The sequence below is a fragment of the Sorangium sp. So ce375 genome, from assembly GCF_051473855.1.
Classification (GTDB): domain Bacteria; phylum Myxococcota_A; class Polyangia; order Polyangiales; family Polyangiaceae; genus Sorangium.
This window is the reverse complement of sequence record NZ_CP150335.1, coordinates 10,280,011-10,295,131: the sequence shown is the minus strand read 5'-3', so window position 1 is coordinate 10,295,131 and position 15,121 is coordinate 10,280,011. Positions and strand designations below refer to the sequence as shown.

The following is a 15,121-nucleotide window of genomic DNA, read 5'->3' as shown; positions in this document are numbered from 1 at the left end:
GTCGTGCGGGCAGGCAGGGGGCCGGCGCTCCACATCGCCGGCGCCCTGCGGCTGAGGCTTTGCTTGACCGTCGCGCGCGAGGTGACTACGAATCGCGCCGGCCACTTTCCCAGGAGTTCGTGATGGCGACGAAGATCGCAATTAACGGTTTTGGACGCATCGGACGCTGCATTGTCCGCGCGCTCTACGAGCGCGGCGTGAAGGATATCGAACTGGTCGCCATCAACGACCTGACGGATCCGAAGACCCTCGCCCACCTCTTCCAGTACGACTCGATCCACCGCGAGTTCAAGGCGGCGAAGGTCGGCGCCGGCGACAAGCACATCAGCATCGGCGACCAGAAGATCGAGGTCCTCGCGCTGAAGGATCCGGCCGAGCTGCCGTGGAAGAGCCTCGGCGTCGACATCGTCCTCGAGTGCACGGGCCTCTTCACGGACAAGGCGAAGGCCGCCGGCCACATCAACGCGGGCGCCAAGCGCGTGATCATCAGCGCGCCGGCCAAGGGCCACGACCTCACGGTCGTGATGGGCGTGAACGACGAGCTCTACGACGCGCAGAAGCACACGGTCATCTCGTGCGGCTCCTGCACGACGAACTGCCTCGCCCCCATCGCCAAGGTGATGCTCGACAACTTCGGCATCGTCCGCGGCCTGATGACGACGGTCCACTCGTACACGAACGACCAGCACCTGCTCGACATCCCGCACCGCAAGGGCGATCTGCGCCGCGCGCGCGCCGCCGCGGTCAACATGATCCCCTCGAGCACCGGCGCCGCGAAGGCGCTCTCCGAGGTCATCCCGGCGCTCAAGGGCAAGTTCGACGGGCTCGCGGTCCGCGTCCCCACGGTCGACGTCTCGCTCGTGGACCTCACCCTCGAGACCGAGAAGCCGATCACGAAGGAGAGCATCCACGCCGCGATGAAGCAGGCCGCCGAGCAGGGGCCGATGAAGGATGTCCTCGACTACACCGATCGGGAGCTCGTCTCGGGCGACTTCATCGGCTCGCCCGCGTCCAGCACGTTCGACGCGACCATGACGTCGGTCCTCGGCGATCGCTTCGCGAAGATCTTCTCGTGGTACGACAACGAGTGGGGCTTCTCGAACCGCATGATCGACCTCGCGCAGCTCGTGGCGAGGAAGGGCGCGTAGTGCCGTGAAGCTCACCGGAATCCGCTCCGTCGAGGACCTCGCCGCGGCCGGCGACGCCGCCGGCCTCAGCGGCAAGCGCGTCTTCATCCGCGTCGACTTCAACGTCCCGCTCGACAAGAAGACGGGCAAGATCACGGACGACTCGCGCATCCGCGAGGCGATCCCGACGATCAAGCTCGTCATGGAGGCGGGCGCGAAGGTGATCCTCGCGTCGCACCTCGGCCGCCCGAAGCCGGGCAAGACCGAGGGGCTCTCGCTGGAGCCGTGCGGGGGGCGGCTCAGTGAGCTCACGGGCTACGAGGTCCACCTGCCGGACGACTGTGTCGGCGACTCGCCCAAGAAGGTCATCTACGACCTCCGGGCGGGCCAGATCTGCCTGCTCGAGAACCTCCGGTTCCACGAGGAGGAGGAGAAGGACGACGAGGGCTTCGCGCGCCAGCTCGCGGAGCTCTGCGACGTCTACGTCGACGACGCCTTCGGCGCCGTGCACCGCGCCCACGCGTCGGTGCACGCGCTGCCGCGCCTCATGCGCGAGCGCGCCGCCGGCCTCCTCCTCCAGAAGGAGCTGAAGGCGCTGACCCGCCTCGTCGATCGCCCGGAGAAGCCGTACGTCGCCGTCCTCGGCGGCGCCAAGGTCTCCGACAAGATCGACGTCGTCGAGGCGCTGCTCAACGTGGTCGACACCCTGTGCATCGGCGGCGCGATGGCGAACACCTTCCTCGCCGCGCAGGGCAAGAACGTGCAGAAGAGCCGGATCGAGGAGGACAAGCTCCCGCTGGCGCGCACCATCATGAGCAAGGCGCGCGATCGGGGCATCCAGCTCCTCCTGCCCGTCGACGCCGTCGTCGCCTCGAGCATCGACGCGACGCAGGGCGAGGCCGCGTCGGTCGACGCGATCCCCGAGGGCACGATGGCGCTCGACATCGGCCCCCGCTCGATCGAGCTGTTCGGCAAGGCGATCGAGAAGGCGAAGACGGTGTTCTGGAACGGCCCCATGGGCCTCTTCGAGACGCCGGCCTTCTCCAAGGGCACGTTCGATGTCGCGCGCATCATGAGCGGCGCCTCCGGCTTCACGGTGGTCGGCGGCGGCGACAGCGCGGCGGCGGTCAAGCAGGCCGGCGAGCAGATCGCCAAGGGCTTCGATCACATCTCGACCGGCGGCGGCGCTTCGCTCGAGCTCATCGAGGGCAAGCGTCTCCCGGGCGTCGAGGCGCTCCGGTTGGCCGAGGTGAGCGAGTGAAGCCCGTGAACGATGGGGGTACGTCCGGGGAGGCGGGCGCCGCCCCGCGGGCGGCCTCGCGTCGTCCGCTCATCGCCGGCAACTGGAAGATGAACGCCGGGGGGCAGGACGCCTGTCCTCTCTCGGCGGCCGTCGCCAAGGCGACGCGCGAGCTCACCCGGGCCGAGGTGGTGGTCGCTCCGCCGTTCACGGCGATCGCCGCCGTGGCCCACGAGCTCGCGGAGGCGAAGAGCGAGGTCGGCATCGCCGCGCAGAACATGAGCGCCGAGGTCTCCGGGGCGTTCACCGGCGAGGTCTCCTCGGGCATGCTCAAGGACGCGGGGGCGACCTGGGTGATCCTCGGGCACAGCGAGCGGCGGCAGCTGTTCGCCGAGACCGACGAGTCGGTCGCCCGGAAGGTCGCCTCGGCGATGGCCGCCGAGCTGCGCCCCATCGTCTGCGTCGGCGAGACGCTCGAGCAGCGCGAGGCGGGCGAGACGCTCGCCGTCGTCGAGCGTCAGATCCGCGCCGTCCTCGACGAGCTCGCGAAGCAGCCCGGCTTCGGCGTCATCGCCTACGAGCCGGTCTGGGCGATCGGGACGGGCAAGGTCGCGCGCGCCGAGGACGCCCAGGAGGTCCACGCGTTCATCCGCGGCCTGCTCGCGAAGGCCTCGGAGGACCTCGCCGGCGTCACGCGCATCCTCTACGGCGGCAGCGTCAAGGCGGACAACGCCGAGGGGCTGCTCGCCCAAGACGATATCGACGGCGCGCTGGTCGGCGGGGCTTCGCTCGACGCCGCCGGCTTCGCCAAGATCGTCGAGGCCGCGCACCGACTGGCGGAGCGCGCGGAACAGGGGTAGATCGCAGGCCGCTCCCGTCTCACCACGGGAGCGGCGGCCTGCCCTCTCGCCCCCTGGGCCCCTCGCGCGGGCCAGACTCACCCAGCAGAAAGACGCCGATGCTTCACACGTTCCTCAACATCGTGCACGTGTTCGTCTGCTTGTTCCTGATCCTCGTCGTGCTCCTCCAGCAGGGCCGCGGGGGCGGGATGGGCTCGGCCATGGGCGGCGCGACGGCACAGGTGTTCGGCGGCCGTGGCGCGGGCAACTTCATGACCCGGCTCACGGCCATCTGCGCCGCCGTCTTCATGGCGACGAGCGTGTCGCTCGCCTACCTCTCCTCGGCGGGCGACCGCGAGCTGCGCGAATTCGAGAAATCCCAGGAGAAATAGGCTCGCGTGCTACGGCCCGCCCCCGCGCCGGGGAGGGAAGCGGGCGGGGCGCTCGACGCAGGGTCGTCCGTGGAAGGGGCATCGGCCGTCGCCGTCCCCCTCGCGCGCGACCTCGCCCTCGTTGCCCTCGCCAAGGCGGCTGTTTCCGCGATCGTCCTCGCGTTCGGCTTCCGGGCGGTGAGCGACGACGACTTCGCGCGCGTGGTCCTCGCGCAGGCGTGGGCCCACGCGCCCCGGCTCGACCCGACCGGGACGAGCTGGCTCCCTGTCCCTTTCTGGCTCAACGGCGCGCTCTTCCGCGTTCTTGGGCGCGCTTTCGCGCCGACCCTCGAGGTCGCCCGCGCCATCGCCTTCGCCCTCGGCCTCGCTTCGGCCGCGCTCGTCCACCTCTCCGCCCGCTGGATCACGGGCGACCGCCGCGCCGCGCTCGCCGGCGCGCTGCTCGCCGCCGCCTTCCCCTGGAGCGCCTGCCTCGGCGTGGCGACGGTCCCCGAGCTGCCGACCGCGGCCCTCTCGCTGTTCGCGGTGGCGTCGATCGTCACGCCGCCAGCCGGGCCTGCGCCCCCGGCCGGACGCGCCCTCCTCGGCGCGTCTGCGCTCGTGCTCGCGACGCTCTCCCGTTACGAGCCCTGGTCCGTCGCCGTCGCCTTTGCGGCGATGGCGCTGCTCGCTGCTGCTCGCCTCGGCCAGCCACGCGACGCGCAGGCGAAGCTCGCGCTCGCCGCGCTCGGCGCGCTCGCCGGGCCCGCCGCGTGGATCGCGTGGAACCGCGTTGCCCACGGCGACGCGCTGTACTTTCTGGCGCGCGTCGCCTCCTACCGCAACGCGATCGGCCCGGGCGGCGACGGCACCCTGCTGCGGCTCTTCGCGTACCCTGCCGCGATGGTCCGCGAGGAGCCGGAGCTGTTCCTGTGGCCCGTCGCCCTCGCCCTCATCGCCTGGCGCGCCCGCCGCGGCGCTGCGGCGGGGACAACCCGCCCGCTCCCGCCGCTCCTTCACGCGGTCCGCCCGTACCTGCTCCCCGGCGCCGTCGCCACGTTCCAGATCGCGGCGCTCTCGCTCGCCCTCGTGCGCGACGGCGCGCCCACGCACCACCCCGAGCGAGCGACCCTCCTCGCGCTGCTCCTGCTCGCGCTCGCCGTCGGGGATCTCTCGGCGCGCGCCTTCCGGGGCGCCTCGACCGGCGCGCGGCGCGCCCTCGGCGGCGCGCTGCTGGCGGTGCTCGCCCTCGGCGTCGTCTTCCGGCCCCACCTGCGCCGCGAGCACTTCAATCCGCGGGCGGACGAGGTCGCCATCGGCCGCGCCGCCGCGGAGCTCACGCCTCCCTCGGCGACGCTCCTCCTCGAGGTCGTCGACTATGGCCACCTTGCGGCGCTCGCCGCCCTGGGGCGCCCCGAGGGGGTGCACCCGGATCGCTCGATCGATCCCCGTGATCCGCCTGTTCGCTCGAGCTTCGAGGACCCTGCCTCGCTCGCGCGCCGCGTCGCCGGTCTGGGCGCCGCCTACCTCGTCGGGCGCGTCAGACCGTCCGTCATCGATTTCGCCGGCCCGCCGCTCGCGACGCGCGGCGCCTGGGGGATCTGGGCGGCGCCTCCCGCGGGCGGCGCGCCAGGGGCCCTGCCGGAGGGCGGCTCCAGGGGCCCCGCGCGCCCCGCGGACATGGCGCCATGAGCGAGCCCGCCAAGCCCTTCTTCGCGCACGCGTCCGCGTGCATCGACGAGCCCTGCACCATCGGCGAGGGGACGAGGGTATGGCACTTCTGCCATATCTCGGCGGGCGCGCGGATCGGCCGCGCCTGTGTCCTCGGGCAGAACGTCTTCGTCGCGGGCACCGCCGTCATCGGAGACGGCGTTCGGATCCAGAACAACGTGTCTCTCTATGACGGCACCCTGATCGAGGACGACGTGTTCCTCGGCCCGTCCGCGGTCCTCACCAACGTCGTCAACCCGCGTGCTCCGATCGACCGCCGCGCGTTCCTCGATACGACGCGCGTTCGTCGCGGCGCGACCGTGGGCGCCAATGCCACCATCGTCTGCGGCGTCACGGTAGGGCGCCACGCGTTCGTCGGCGCCGGCGCCGTCGTCACGCGCGACGTGCCCGACTATGCGCTCGTCACCGGCGTGCCGGCCCGGCGTACCGGCTGGATGAGCCGCCACGGTCACAAGCTCGTCCCCTCGCGCGACGGCCTCATGCGCTGCCCCGAGAGCGGCTATCGCTACGAGCGCCGCGGCGACGTCGTCCGCTGTCTCGACCTCGACGAGGACGCGCCGCTCGCCGCGCCCCGCGCCGCGGCGACGCGCCATTACCGCGATCGTCCCGCAGCGGAGGACACCGAACGATGACCCCGCCTGTCCCCTTCTTCGACCGGGCCCGCGGCGATCTCGCCATGCAGGACGAGCTCTCCGCCGTGTTCCAGTCGGTCCTCCGGAGCGGCCACTACATCCTTGGTCCGGAGGTCGAGGCCTTCGAGTCGGAGTGCGCCGCGTATCTCGGCGTCCGGCACGCGATCGGCGTCTCTTCCGGCACGGACGCGCTGCTCGTCGCGCTGATGGCGCTCGGCATCGGCGCGGGCGATGAGGTCGTGTGCCCCGCGTACACGTTCTTCGCGACCGCGGGCGCCATCCATCGCGTCGGCGCCACACCGGTGTTCGCGGACGTGCTCCCCGGCTCGCTCAACCTCGATCCCGCCTCCGCGGCGCGCGCCCTGACGGAGCGCACCCGGGCGATCCTCGCCGTCCACCTCTTCGGCGGCTGCGCGCCCATGGACGAGCTCCTCGCGCTCGCGGGCGGTCGCGGCCTGCCGGTCATCGAGGACGCGGCCCAGGCCTTCGGCGCCGAGCGCGGCGGCCGTCGCGCGGGCGGGCTCGGGCGCATGGGGTGCTTCTCGTTCTTCCCGACCAAGAACCTCGGCGGCTTCGGCGATGGCGGTCTCGTGACGACCGACGACGACGAGCTCGCGGAGCGCGCCCGGTCGCTCAGGGCGCAGGGCGCTCGGAGGAAGCACCACCACACGCGCGTCGGAGGCAATTTCCGGCTCGACGCGCTCCAGGCGGCGCTCCTCCGGCGCAAGCTCCCGCGGCTCGGCGCGCTCCTCGAGCGGCGACGCGAGCACGCCGCGCAGTACGCCGCGCTGCTCGGCGGTGCGGGCCTGCCCCTATCGTTGCCTGACACCGGCGCCGCCGGGCACAGCGTCAATCAGTACGTCATTCGCCTCGACGACGCGTCGCTGCGCGACGCATTGCGGAGCTCTCTCGCCGAGCAGGGCATCGGCACGGAGGTCTACTATCCAGCGCCGCTCCACCTCCAGCCCTGCTTTGCGTCGCTCGGCCCGCCGGCCGGCGCTCTCCCCGTCGCGGAGTCTGCCGCGCGCGAGACGCTCGCGCTCCCCATCTTCCCTGAGCTCACGAGCGAGGAGATCGCCCGCGTGGCGCGCGCCCTCTGCGCCTTCCTGTCCGGGGCCTCGTGAAGGCGGGCGCGTCACCCGTCGACGGGTGATTCGGATCTCGCCGATGTCGGGTCGCTCGAGCGCGGCATCGCCGCGCGCCGGGCCGCCCGCGGCGCTGAGGGCGGCGCGGGCAAACCGGGAATCTCGTTCGGCGCTGGGGCGCCGGGGCGGTCCCGGCCACAGGGCCGGGCCGCGCAACCCTGCCTGTGCTAGACGTGCGCGCCATGAGCGTCGAGGTTGGCATCGTCGGACTGCCCAACGTGGGCAAGAGCACCCTGTTCAACGCGCTGACGGCCGCCAAGGCCGAGGCGCAGAATTACCCCTTCTGCACGATCGAGCCCAACGTCGGCGCCGTCCCCGTCCCTGACGACCGCCTCACGACGCTCGCGAAGTACATCAAGACCGAGAAGATCATCCCCGCCATGGTGCAGGTGGTCGACATCGCCGGGCTCGTGCGCGGCGCGAGCACGGGCGAGGGGCTCGGGAACAAATTCCTGAGTCATATCCGCGAGGTGGACGCCATCCTCCACGTGGTCCGCTGCTTCACGCTCGCGGACGTCGTGCACGTCGACGGCGGGGTCGACCCGCTCCGCGACATCGACACGATCGAGACGGAGCTGATGCTGGCCGACCTCGGCTCGCTCGAGGGGATGCTGGAGCGCACGCGGAAGCAGGCCAAGGGCGACAAGGAGCTCCTCCCGAAGATCGCGCTCATGGAGAAGTGCCTCGAGGCGCTCCAGGCCGGCAAGCCCGTCCGTGGGCTCTCCTTCGACGACGATCAGCGGAAGGTCGTGAAGACGTTCGGCCTCATCACGGCGAAGAAGGTCCTCTACGTGGCCAACGTCGACGAGTCCGACGTCTCCGGTACGGGCCCGCTCGCTACGAAGGTGCGCGAGCGCGCCGCCTCCGAGGGCAGCGGCGTCGTGCCGGTCTGCAGCAAGCTCGAGGCGGAGCTGAACGAGCTCGCGCCCGACGAGCGCAAGGAGATGCTCGAGAGCCTCGGCATGAAGGAGCCGGCGCTCTCGACGCTGGCGCGCGAGGCCTACCGGCTCCTCGGACTCCAGAGCTACTACACGGCCGGTCCCAAGGAGATCCGCGCCTGGACGATCCCGGTCGGGTGCACGGCGCCGCAGGCCGCGGGGGTCATCCACACCGATTTCGAGAAGGGCTTCATCCGGGCGGAGGTCTACAAGGTGGACGACCTCGTCGAGCACAGGACCGAGGCCGCCATCCGCGCCGCCGGCAAGCTGCGCGTCGAGGGCAAGACGTACATCTTCCAGGACGCCGACGTCGCGCACTTCCTCTTCAACGTCTGACCGTCCGTCCATCGAGCGCGCCCGGTGCTGTCGCCCTTCTAGAGCGCGCTCGGTGCGCCCCTGCTGCGCGGGCGGCGCGGCACCGCCGTTGCTCCCCGGCGTTCGCGCAGGCGCGGTGTGCTGGCCACGATCGCCGGCGCTCCGCGGACCTCGCGTTCCTCGGACGGAGGCAAGGCGGTGCCCAGGGCAAGCTTCGGCGCGTTGGTTGTGCTGGTTCTCCTGTCCTCGACGGGGAGCGTCGCGGCGGGCTGCGTCGCGGCTGCCACCGACGTCCCGCCCGAGGAGGCGGGCCCCGGCGGCAGCGCGACGCGGGCGCCTGGCTCGCCTGCGTCGTGCGATCTGCCGCGCGGGTTCTCGGAGGGCGCGCCGCCCCGCTTCCCTGGGGTGAATGAGCCGGCCATCGGCCACAGGCCGTCCGCGGTGCCCGGGGACGACGCCCTCGGCCGCTTCGTGCGATCGACCGTCGCGTTCTGCGGGCCCGACGAGAGACTGTACTTCCTCCACTACCGCTTTTACCTCACTGGCCCGTTCTCGGGCCGCTGGCTGCGCCCGCCGCTCCTCCAGCCGCTCTGACCGCGCCTCCCTGCCCAGCTCGCCTGGCGGCCGGAGCCGCCGTCGCTCTTCGGCCCATGGCCGGGGCGCCGCGTCCGGTTTTTTGACCCCCTGGATCCGCTCGGCTACCTCCTTCGCCCCCACGGGACGAAAGGACGATCATTTGGGCGCACTCAAAGGATCCATCTCATTCTCGAAGTTCTATGTTCGCGGCGAGCTCACCGAGGGGTTCCGCGACAAGTTCGTCGAGCGAATCCGGCTCCGCGCGTTCCGGCCGCTCACGGTCGAGGAGGACGCGGAGCAGCGCGCCGGGTGGTGCTCCATCGAGAACCCGCTCGACTGTGAGCTCGATCACGGCAAGATCTTCTTCAACTCGTACATCAACCTCGGCCTCAGGACCGATCGCTGGCAGGTGCCCTCGGCGCTCTTCAAGGCGCATTTCGCCGAGGCAGAGCGGGAGCACCTCGCGAAGCGAGGGCGCGAAAAGCTCGGGCGGCGCGAGAAGGAGGAGCTCCGGGCGGTCGTGTCGAAGAAGCTCCGCGCGCAGCTCATGCCGGTGATGAAGGTCGTGGATCTCTCCTGGAACCTGGAGGCCGGCGTCGTGCGGTTCTGGAACCAGTCGCCGCGCGCGCACGAGGGTCTCTCGGAGCTCTTCGAGGAGACGTTCGAGCTCGATCTCGTGCCCGAGAGCCCCTATACGGCCGCCCGCGAGCTCGGCTTGACGGGCGAGCAGCAGGCCGCGTTCGAGCTGCTCAAGCCCACGGTCTTCCACGCCGAATCGACCCTTGGAGGTGCCCTGTGAGCCTCGCGGAGCTGATCGAGCAGCGCCGGTTCGTCGGCCGGGAATTCCTTGTCTGGCTCTGGTTCGAGAGCGAGCTCTTCGAGGGCCGCTTCTCCCTGAACGCCCTCGGCGTCTGCGAGCTCTGGCTCGAGGGGCAGATCACGCTCGTGCAGGAGAAGGAGCAGAGCCGGCTCAAGGGCGCGGCGCCGAGCAGCGCCCCCGAGGCCCACGAGGCGCTGCGCCAGGGCAAGCTCCCTTCGCACGCGCGCGTCCGCGTCACCCGCGGAGAGCTCGAGTACGCGTTCCTGTTCAACGCCGACGCGTTCGCGCTCTCGGGCGTGAAGATCCCGAGCGTCGTCAAGGACGCCGCGGACGAGCAGTTCTACGAGCGCATGTACCTCATCGAGGAGCTCGAGACGCTCTTCTCCGCGCTCTACGGCGAGTTCCTCGCGCTTCGCCTCGGGGCCGCCTGGGAGTCCGGGGTAGCGCCGTTCATCCGCGCCTGGGTCCGGGGCGAGCCGGTCGACACGGCCGCGTATCAGAAGCTCCGGGGCAAGCTCGCGCCCGTTCGCGGCGCGGCGAGGTCGAGGACGACCCCGCCGCCGGCGACGGCGCCCGAGCGCGCGGCGCGCGTGGTCGCCTGATCTCGCCGACGGCGGTGCGCCGGCCTCGCCGCGCGGGGCCGGCGCGCTCGCGCCGCTTACTTCCCCTTCACCTTGCCTTGGATCTGCTTCGCCAACGCGAGGTGCTCCTGGAGCTGCGGCAGCGTCGAGGCGGCGAAGCGCTTCACGTCGGCGTCCTTCGCCTCCTTCGAGGACTTCTCGAATTCCTCGATGTCGCGCTGGTGGTCATCGACCATCGCGCTCATGTAGTCCCGGTCGAACTCGGCTCCTGTCTTCTTGGACAGCTTGTCGACGTCCTCGCGGTGTTTCTGCGCGAGCTCCTGCGGCACGAGCGCGTCCTTGCGGTGCGCGAGCTCCCCGAGCCGCTTGTTGATCGCCGAGTGATCGTCGACCATCCGCTGCGCGAAGCGCTTCACTTCCGGGCTCGCGGTGCGCTGCTGCGCGAGCTGCCCGAGCCGCACCTCCAGGAGCCCGTCCTGACCAGCCTTCTCGATGAACTCCCGATCTGACTCGCTGAGCTTGGTTTGGCTGACCTGGGCCTGCTGCCCTGTCGCGCCTTTCCCCTCTGCAAAAGCAGAGGCCGGCACGGACGCTGCCGCCATCATGATGGTGAATAGAACAGGTTTGAGCATCTCAGTTCCCTCCTTGTCACGGCCGCCTCCCGGCGGCCGTGCCGAGCGCTCCATCGCCCCGGGACGGTCGGACTCCACTGCTCGGCGCACCCGGGTCGAGCCGCCTGCCGTATGTCGTGAGTCGCTGGGGCTCTGGCAAGGGGCAGCGAACATGGGACGGTCCGCTGAGCGTCCACATCCGGCGCGCAGCGCGTGTGGCGCAGCGCCGGCTCGATTTCCCCCTTCGGCTCGGGCGACAGCGCAGCGGAGCTCATGGGCGCTCATGAGCAACCGCTCGGACGCCGAGGGGCGAACGCGGCGGACGCCGCGCCCGGCGTGGCGCGGCAGGCCGCGCCCGATGAAAGGGCGATCGGCCCCCGAGAACTGGGCCCCGGCCGATCGCTCCATCTACGCTTGGCGCCTGTGGTCGGCGAGTTCTTCAAGCGCCTAACGAACGGCGTCGTGTTTCTCCTCGCCGCCCTGACCTTCTTCCTCGTGCCCATCGGCAGGAAGACGGCCGCGCAGCACGTCGTCGCGATCGTCTCGACGCCGCCCGCCAGGGAGGCTGCCTCGGCCTTCGCGCACATCGCCCGACGCATCGCCACCGAGGCGCGCACCGAGCTGGACAAGCTCCGCAATCCGCCGCCAGCGCCGCGCGGGCCGAAGCCGCCGACCGCGAAGGTGAGGCCGCCTCCCTAGCCGTCTCCCTCGCCGGTGCGTGGGCCCGCGCCGAGCGGCGCGCGCAAGGGGCTCAGCCCTTGCGCGGATCCTGCACGTTCGGGTGCTCGTTGTAGAAAGCGTCGAGGCTCTCGCGGGAGATCTCCGCCTCGATCTCGCCGTCTTTCAAGATCTTCGCCTGGCAGCCGAGGCGGCTCGTCGATCGCACATCGAAGGCCTTGTCGAGGATGTCCTCCTCGTCCTCCTCGGCCTCGCTGAGGAGCTCGCGCCCCTTCGTGACGTAGACGTGGCAGGTGGAGCACGCGCAGACGCCGCCGCACGCGTCGCCCTCGGGGGCGCCTACGGACTTCGACGCCTGGAGGACGGTCGAGCCCACCGGGGCCTCGACCTCCCATGCGCGGCCGTGAGCTCGAAATCGGACCTTGGCCATCAGCTTCTCCTCGCCTCGACGCCGGTGCTCGCCGGGTCAGCGCCGCCCGCCTCGACCGGCGCGTGGCTCGCGTCGCCCCCGCCGTGCTCGGCCAGGTGCGCGTCCACGCCCTTCGCCGCGGCGACCTTCGCCTCGACGTCCCCGACCTGCTTGCCCGCGATCGCCCTGGCCACGGCGCGGTCCATCCGCCGCCCTGCCCACGCGTGCGTCGCCTCGTCGAGCGCCTCCGTGCGCGCCAGGATGAGCCCCGGCTTGTCCCCGTGGATCGCCGCGTCGAGGCCCCTCAGCGCGGCCTCGATCGCCTCGCGCTCGCCTGGATCGAGCAGATCGGCGTCCGCAGAGAGCGCCTTGCGCGTCGCCATCGCCACGCGCTCGCCCTCGACCCGCGCCTCGACCAGCCGCCGCTTGAGCAAGTCCTCCTCGCCGTGGTCCAGCGCCGCGAGGAGCATGTTCTCCACCTCTTCGTCGGTCAGCCCGTAGCTCGGCTTGACCTCGACCTTCTGCTCGACCCCCGTCGTCAGCTCGCGCGCGGTCACGCCGAGCAGCCCGTCGGCGTCCACGCGGAACGTCACCTCGAGCCGCGCCATGCCCGCGGGCATCGGCGGGATCCCCTTCAGCACGAAGCGCGCGAGCGAGCGGCAGTCGGCGGCGAGCTCCCGCTCGCCCTGAACGATGTGCAGATCGAACCCGGTCTGGTTGTCCGCGTAGGTCGTGAAGGTCTGTCGCGCCCCCGCCGGGATCGTCGTGTTCCTCGGCAGGATCTTCTCGGCGACGCCGCCCATCGTCTCGATGCCGAGCGACAGCGGCAGCACGTCGAGCAGGAGCACCTCGTCCGCGCGCTCCATCGAGCCCGCCAGGATGTCGGCCTGGATGGCCGCGCCCAGCGCGACGACCTCCTCCGGATCGATGTCCTTGAGCGGCTCCTTGCCGAAGAGGCTCGCCACGTAGTCGCGGACGTGGGGCACGCGCGTCGCGCCGCCCACGAGGATCACGCCGTCGAGGTCCGCGGCCTGGACGCCCGCGTCCCGGAGCGCGCGGCGGCACGCGGCGCCCGTGCGCTCCAGGAGCGGCGTGATCAGCGCGTTCAGCTCGTCGCGGGTCACGGTGACAAGCTTCGACGTCGGGTCGTCACCCGTCTCCTCGCCCGCCTGCACGGGCAGCTCGATCTCGACCTGCGTCGCGTCGGTCAGCGCGTGCTTGATGCTGCGGGCGGTGTCGAGCGCGAGCCGCACCACCTCGGGCGTGCGCCGCGTCGCGCGCATCTCCTGGAGCAGCCGCTCTGCGAGCGCCCTGTCCATGTCGTCGCCCCCGAGCGAGCTGTCGCCCCCGGTGGACTTCACCTGGAAGACCCCGTTGTCGAGCAGGAGGACGGTGACGTCGAACGTCCCGCCGCCGAGATCGTACACGGCGAACAGGCCGTTTTGCTGCTTGTCGAGCCCGTACGCGAGCGCCGCGGCGGTCGGCTCGTTGATCAGGCGCAGCACCTCCAGGCCCGCCAGCCGGCCGGCGTCCTTTGTCGCCTGCCGCTGCGCGTCGTCGAAGTACGCCGGCACCGTGATCACCGCGCCGCCCACGGACCGGAGCTCGCGCTCCGCCGAGGTGCGGAGCTCTCTCAAGATCTCCGCCGACACCTCGACGGGCGTCACGACCGTATCGCGCACCTTGAAGCGCACGCTCTTCGCGTCGTCGGGGCCCTTCGGCTCCACGAACTCGTACGGCCCGAGCCGCCGCGTCTCGGGATCGTTGGCGCCGCGGCCCATGAAGCGCTTCACGCTGACGATGGTCTCGCGGGGGTAGCTCTGCGCGAGCCGCCGCGCGCTGTCGCCCACGACCGCGTGGCCGCGCTCGTCGTAGTGCACGACCGACGGCACGAGCCGCTCTCCATTGCAGTCGTCGATGACCACCGGGCGGCCGTCGCGCACGCGGGCGACGAGCGAGTTCGTCGTCCCGAGATCGATGCCGATCGGGCTGGGCCTTGCCTTGGGGTCGAAAATTTCGAGGAGGGTCATTTCAAATCTGCGAGTTCTTCTTCGATTGCGCTCACTTCATCGAGGAACCGCCGGATGTAGCGGAGCTCGCTGAGCAAGGCGAGCACGCCCTTCAGCTGTTCCCGGTCGTCCCCTGCGGCGGCGAAGGCGCCCTGGATCGCGGTGAGGGTCGCCTGCTCGCGCGCGCGCATCGCCTCGCCGAGCCGCGCGATCCGCGCGGGATCGCGCCCCTTCGCCGCCTCGGCGAGCTCCTCGCGCGACTCCATCATCTCCATGAGCAGGGCGGGGGAGGCCTTCTTCTCGTCCTCCTCGCCCCGCGTGAGCCCGGCGCGCTGGAGCAGCGCCTCGGCCCGGCGGATCGGATCCCTGAGGACGCGCAGGGCGTCGTTCGCCTCGATCGCGCGGCCGAGCGCGAGCCGGCGCTCGGCCGCGGGGGCGCCCGCGTAGCGATCGGGGTGGAGCGCGCGCGAGAGATCGCGGTGGCGCTGCTCCAGCGTGCGCAGGTCGAGGTCGAACCGAGGCTCGACGCCCAGGGTATCGAAGGGATCGGTCATGGCGTGCTCTGGGAGAGGCGCCTCGGCGGCGGGCGCTCCCTGCGGCGGCTCAGGCCACCGTGAACGAGTGCCCGCAGCCGCAGCGCGTCGCCTCGTGCGGGTTCTTGAACTTGAAGCCCTGGTACATGAGCGTCTTCTCCCAGTCGAGCACCGAGCCGCCCAGGTAAAGGATGCTCTTCTTGTCGCAGAAGACGCGCACGGTCGCCTTGTCCTGCTCGGCGAACTCGAGGACGAGGTCGCCGGACCGGGGTGGTTTGTCGTCGAACTCGATGACGTAGGAGAACCCGGAGCAGCCGCCGCCGCGGATCCCGACCCGGATGGCGCCCTCGGGCGTGCCGCGCTTGGCGAGCTGCGCCCGGATGGCCTGGACCGCGGCGTCGCTGACCGAGAGCGTCCGCTTCGGCTTGGCTTCCGCCTCCCCCGCCGCCCCGTTGCCGGGCGCGGCGTCCGCCGTCGCGGCGGGCGGCGCGATGTCCGCCGCCTTTGTCGTGGTCGTCTCCTCGCTGCTCTGCATACGTCGTTCCCTCTCCGGTGCCGTTGGGCGG

General features: G+C 71.5%; 17 protein-coding genes. 12 read left to right on the top strand and 5 right to left on the bottom strand.

The features are described from left to right. The first annotated feature begins 122 nt into the window (after positions 1–122). The 11 genes from gap (at position 123) to WME90_RS38440 (ending at position 10,336) form a co-directional block, all read left to right on the top strand. The gene (gene gap, locus WME90_RS38490; protein WP_437277058.1) at positions 123–1,148 is read left to right on the top strand and encodes a type I glyceraldehyde-3-phosphate dehydrogenase; all 1,026 of its coding nucleotides are present in this window, start codon (positions 123–125) and stop codon (positions 1,146–1,148) included. Positions 1,149–1,152: 4 nt separating this feature from the next. Next, positions 1,153–2,388 carry a phosphoglycerate kinase gene (locus WME90_RS38485; RefSeq protein WP_437277057.1) on the top strand — a complete coding sequence of 412 codons (1,236 nt, stop codon included), beginning with the start codon at positions 1,153–1,155 and terminating at the stop codon, positions 2,386–2,388. A 5-nt stretch (positions 2,389–2,393) separates the two neighbouring features. Further along, on the top strand, positions 2,394–3,227 hold the full coding sequence (gene tpiA / locus WME90_RS38480) for a triose-phosphate isomerase (RefSeq protein ID WP_437283718.1): 834 nt from the start codon (positions 2,394–2,396) through the stop codon (positions 3,225–3,227). A gap of 98 nt (positions 3,228–3,325) precedes the next feature. Next, positions 3,326–3,598 carry a preprotein translocase subunit SecG gene (secG, locus tag WME90_RS38475; protein WP_104985237.1) on the top strand — a complete coding sequence of 91 codons (273 nt, stop codon included), beginning with the start codon at positions 3,326–3,328 and terminating at the stop codon, positions 3,596–3,598. A 6-nt stretch (positions 3,599–3,604) separates the two neighbouring features. Next, positions 3,605–5,269, top strand: coding sequence for a hypothetical protein (locus tag WME90_RS38470; protein ID WP_437277056.1), 1,665 nt, complete (start codon positions 3,605–3,607; stop codon positions 5,267–5,269). Then, complete coding sequence (locus tag WME90_RS38465) at positions 5,266–5,940, top strand: acyltransferase (RefSeq protein WP_437277055.1); 675 nt, start codon at positions 5,266–5,268, stop codon at positions 5,938–5,940. The genes WME90_RS38470 and WME90_RS38465 overlap by 4 nt, the downstream gene beginning before the upstream one ends. Further along, positions 5,937–7,064: a DegT/DnrJ/EryC1/StrS family aminotransferase gene (locus WME90_RS38460; RefSeq protein WP_437277054.1), complete on the top strand. Its 1,128-nt coding sequence runs from the start codon at positions 5,937–5,939 to the stop codon at positions 7,062–7,064. The genes WME90_RS38465 and WME90_RS38460 overlap by 4 nt, the downstream gene beginning before the upstream one ends. Before the next feature lie 203 nt (positions 7,065–7,267). Beyond that, positions 7,268–8,359: a redox-regulated ATPase YchF gene (gene ychF / locus WME90_RS38455; protein WP_437277053.1), complete on the top strand. Its 1,092-nt coding sequence runs from the start codon at positions 7,268–7,270 to the stop codon at positions 8,357–8,359. Positions 8,360–8,560: 201 nt separating this feature from the next. After that, on the top strand, positions 8,561–8,932 hold the full coding sequence (locus tag WME90_RS38450) for a hypothetical protein (RefSeq protein WP_437277052.1): 372 nt from the start codon (positions 8,561–8,563) through the stop codon (positions 8,930–8,932). Between the two features lie 142 nt (positions 8,933–9,074). Continuing rightward, complete coding sequence (locus WME90_RS38445) at positions 9,075–9,713, top strand: hypothetical protein (protein WP_437277051.1); 639 nt, start codon at positions 9,075–9,077, stop codon at positions 9,711–9,713. Next, positions 9,710–10,336, top strand: coding sequence for a hypothetical protein (locus WME90_RS38440; protein WP_437277050.1), 627 nt, complete (start codon positions 9,710–9,712; stop codon positions 10,334–10,336). The genes WME90_RS38445 and WME90_RS38440 overlap by 4 nt, the downstream gene beginning before the upstream one ends. Positions 10,337–10,392: 56 nt before the next feature. Here the strand turns inward: WME90_RS38440 and WME90_RS38435 are convergent, their stop codons facing one another. Continuing rightward, positions 10,393–10,947, bottom strand: a complete 555-nt coding sequence (locus WME90_RS38435; RefSeq protein ID WP_437277049.1) for a DUF4142 domain-containing protein — start codon at positions 10,945–10,947, stop codon at positions 10,393–10,395. 402 nt (positions 10,948–11,349) lie between these two features. On the opposite strand from WME90_RS38435, the gene WME90_RS38430 reads away from it, so the two are divergent. Next, the gene (locus WME90_RS38430) at positions 11,350–11,625 is read left to right on the top strand and encodes a hypothetical protein (protein ID WP_437283717.1); all 276 of its coding nucleotides are present in this window, start codon (positions 11,350–11,352) and stop codon (positions 11,623–11,625) included. Positions 11,626–11,677: 52 nt separating this feature from the next. On the opposite strand, the gene WME90_RS38425 is transcribed toward WME90_RS38430, so the two are convergent. Genes WME90_RS38425 through WME90_RS38410 form a run of 4 tightly spaced genes read right to left on the bottom strand, consistent with a single transcriptional unit; the run spans position 11,678 to position 15,090 of the window. After that, positions 11,678–12,034: a 2Fe-2S iron-sulfur cluster-binding protein gene (locus WME90_RS38425; RefSeq protein WP_437277048.1), complete on the bottom strand. Its 357-nt coding sequence runs from the start codon at positions 12,032–12,034 to the stop codon at positions 11,678–11,680. Then, positions 12,034–14,043 (bottom strand): Fe-S protein assembly chaperone HscA, encoded by a 2,010-nt coding sequence (gene hscA, locus WME90_RS38420; protein ID WP_437277047.1) that lies wholly within the window; start codon positions 14,041–14,043, stop codon positions 12,034–12,036. The genes WME90_RS38425 and hscA overlap by 1 nt, the downstream gene beginning before the upstream one ends. Further along, positions 14,040–14,576: a Fe-S protein assembly co-chaperone HscB gene (gene hscB, locus WME90_RS38415; protein ID WP_437277046.1), complete on the bottom strand. Its 537-nt coding sequence runs from the start codon at positions 14,574–14,576 to the stop codon at positions 14,040–14,042. Before hscB ends, hscA begins: the two co-directional genes overlap by 4 nt. 49 nt (positions 14,577–14,625) lie before the next feature. Beyond that, complete coding sequence (locus WME90_RS38410) at positions 14,626–15,090, bottom strand: HesB/IscA family protein (RefSeq protein ID WP_437277045.1); 465 nt, start codon at positions 15,088–15,090, stop codon at positions 14,626–14,628. Positions 15,091–15,121: the final 31 nt, after the last annotated feature.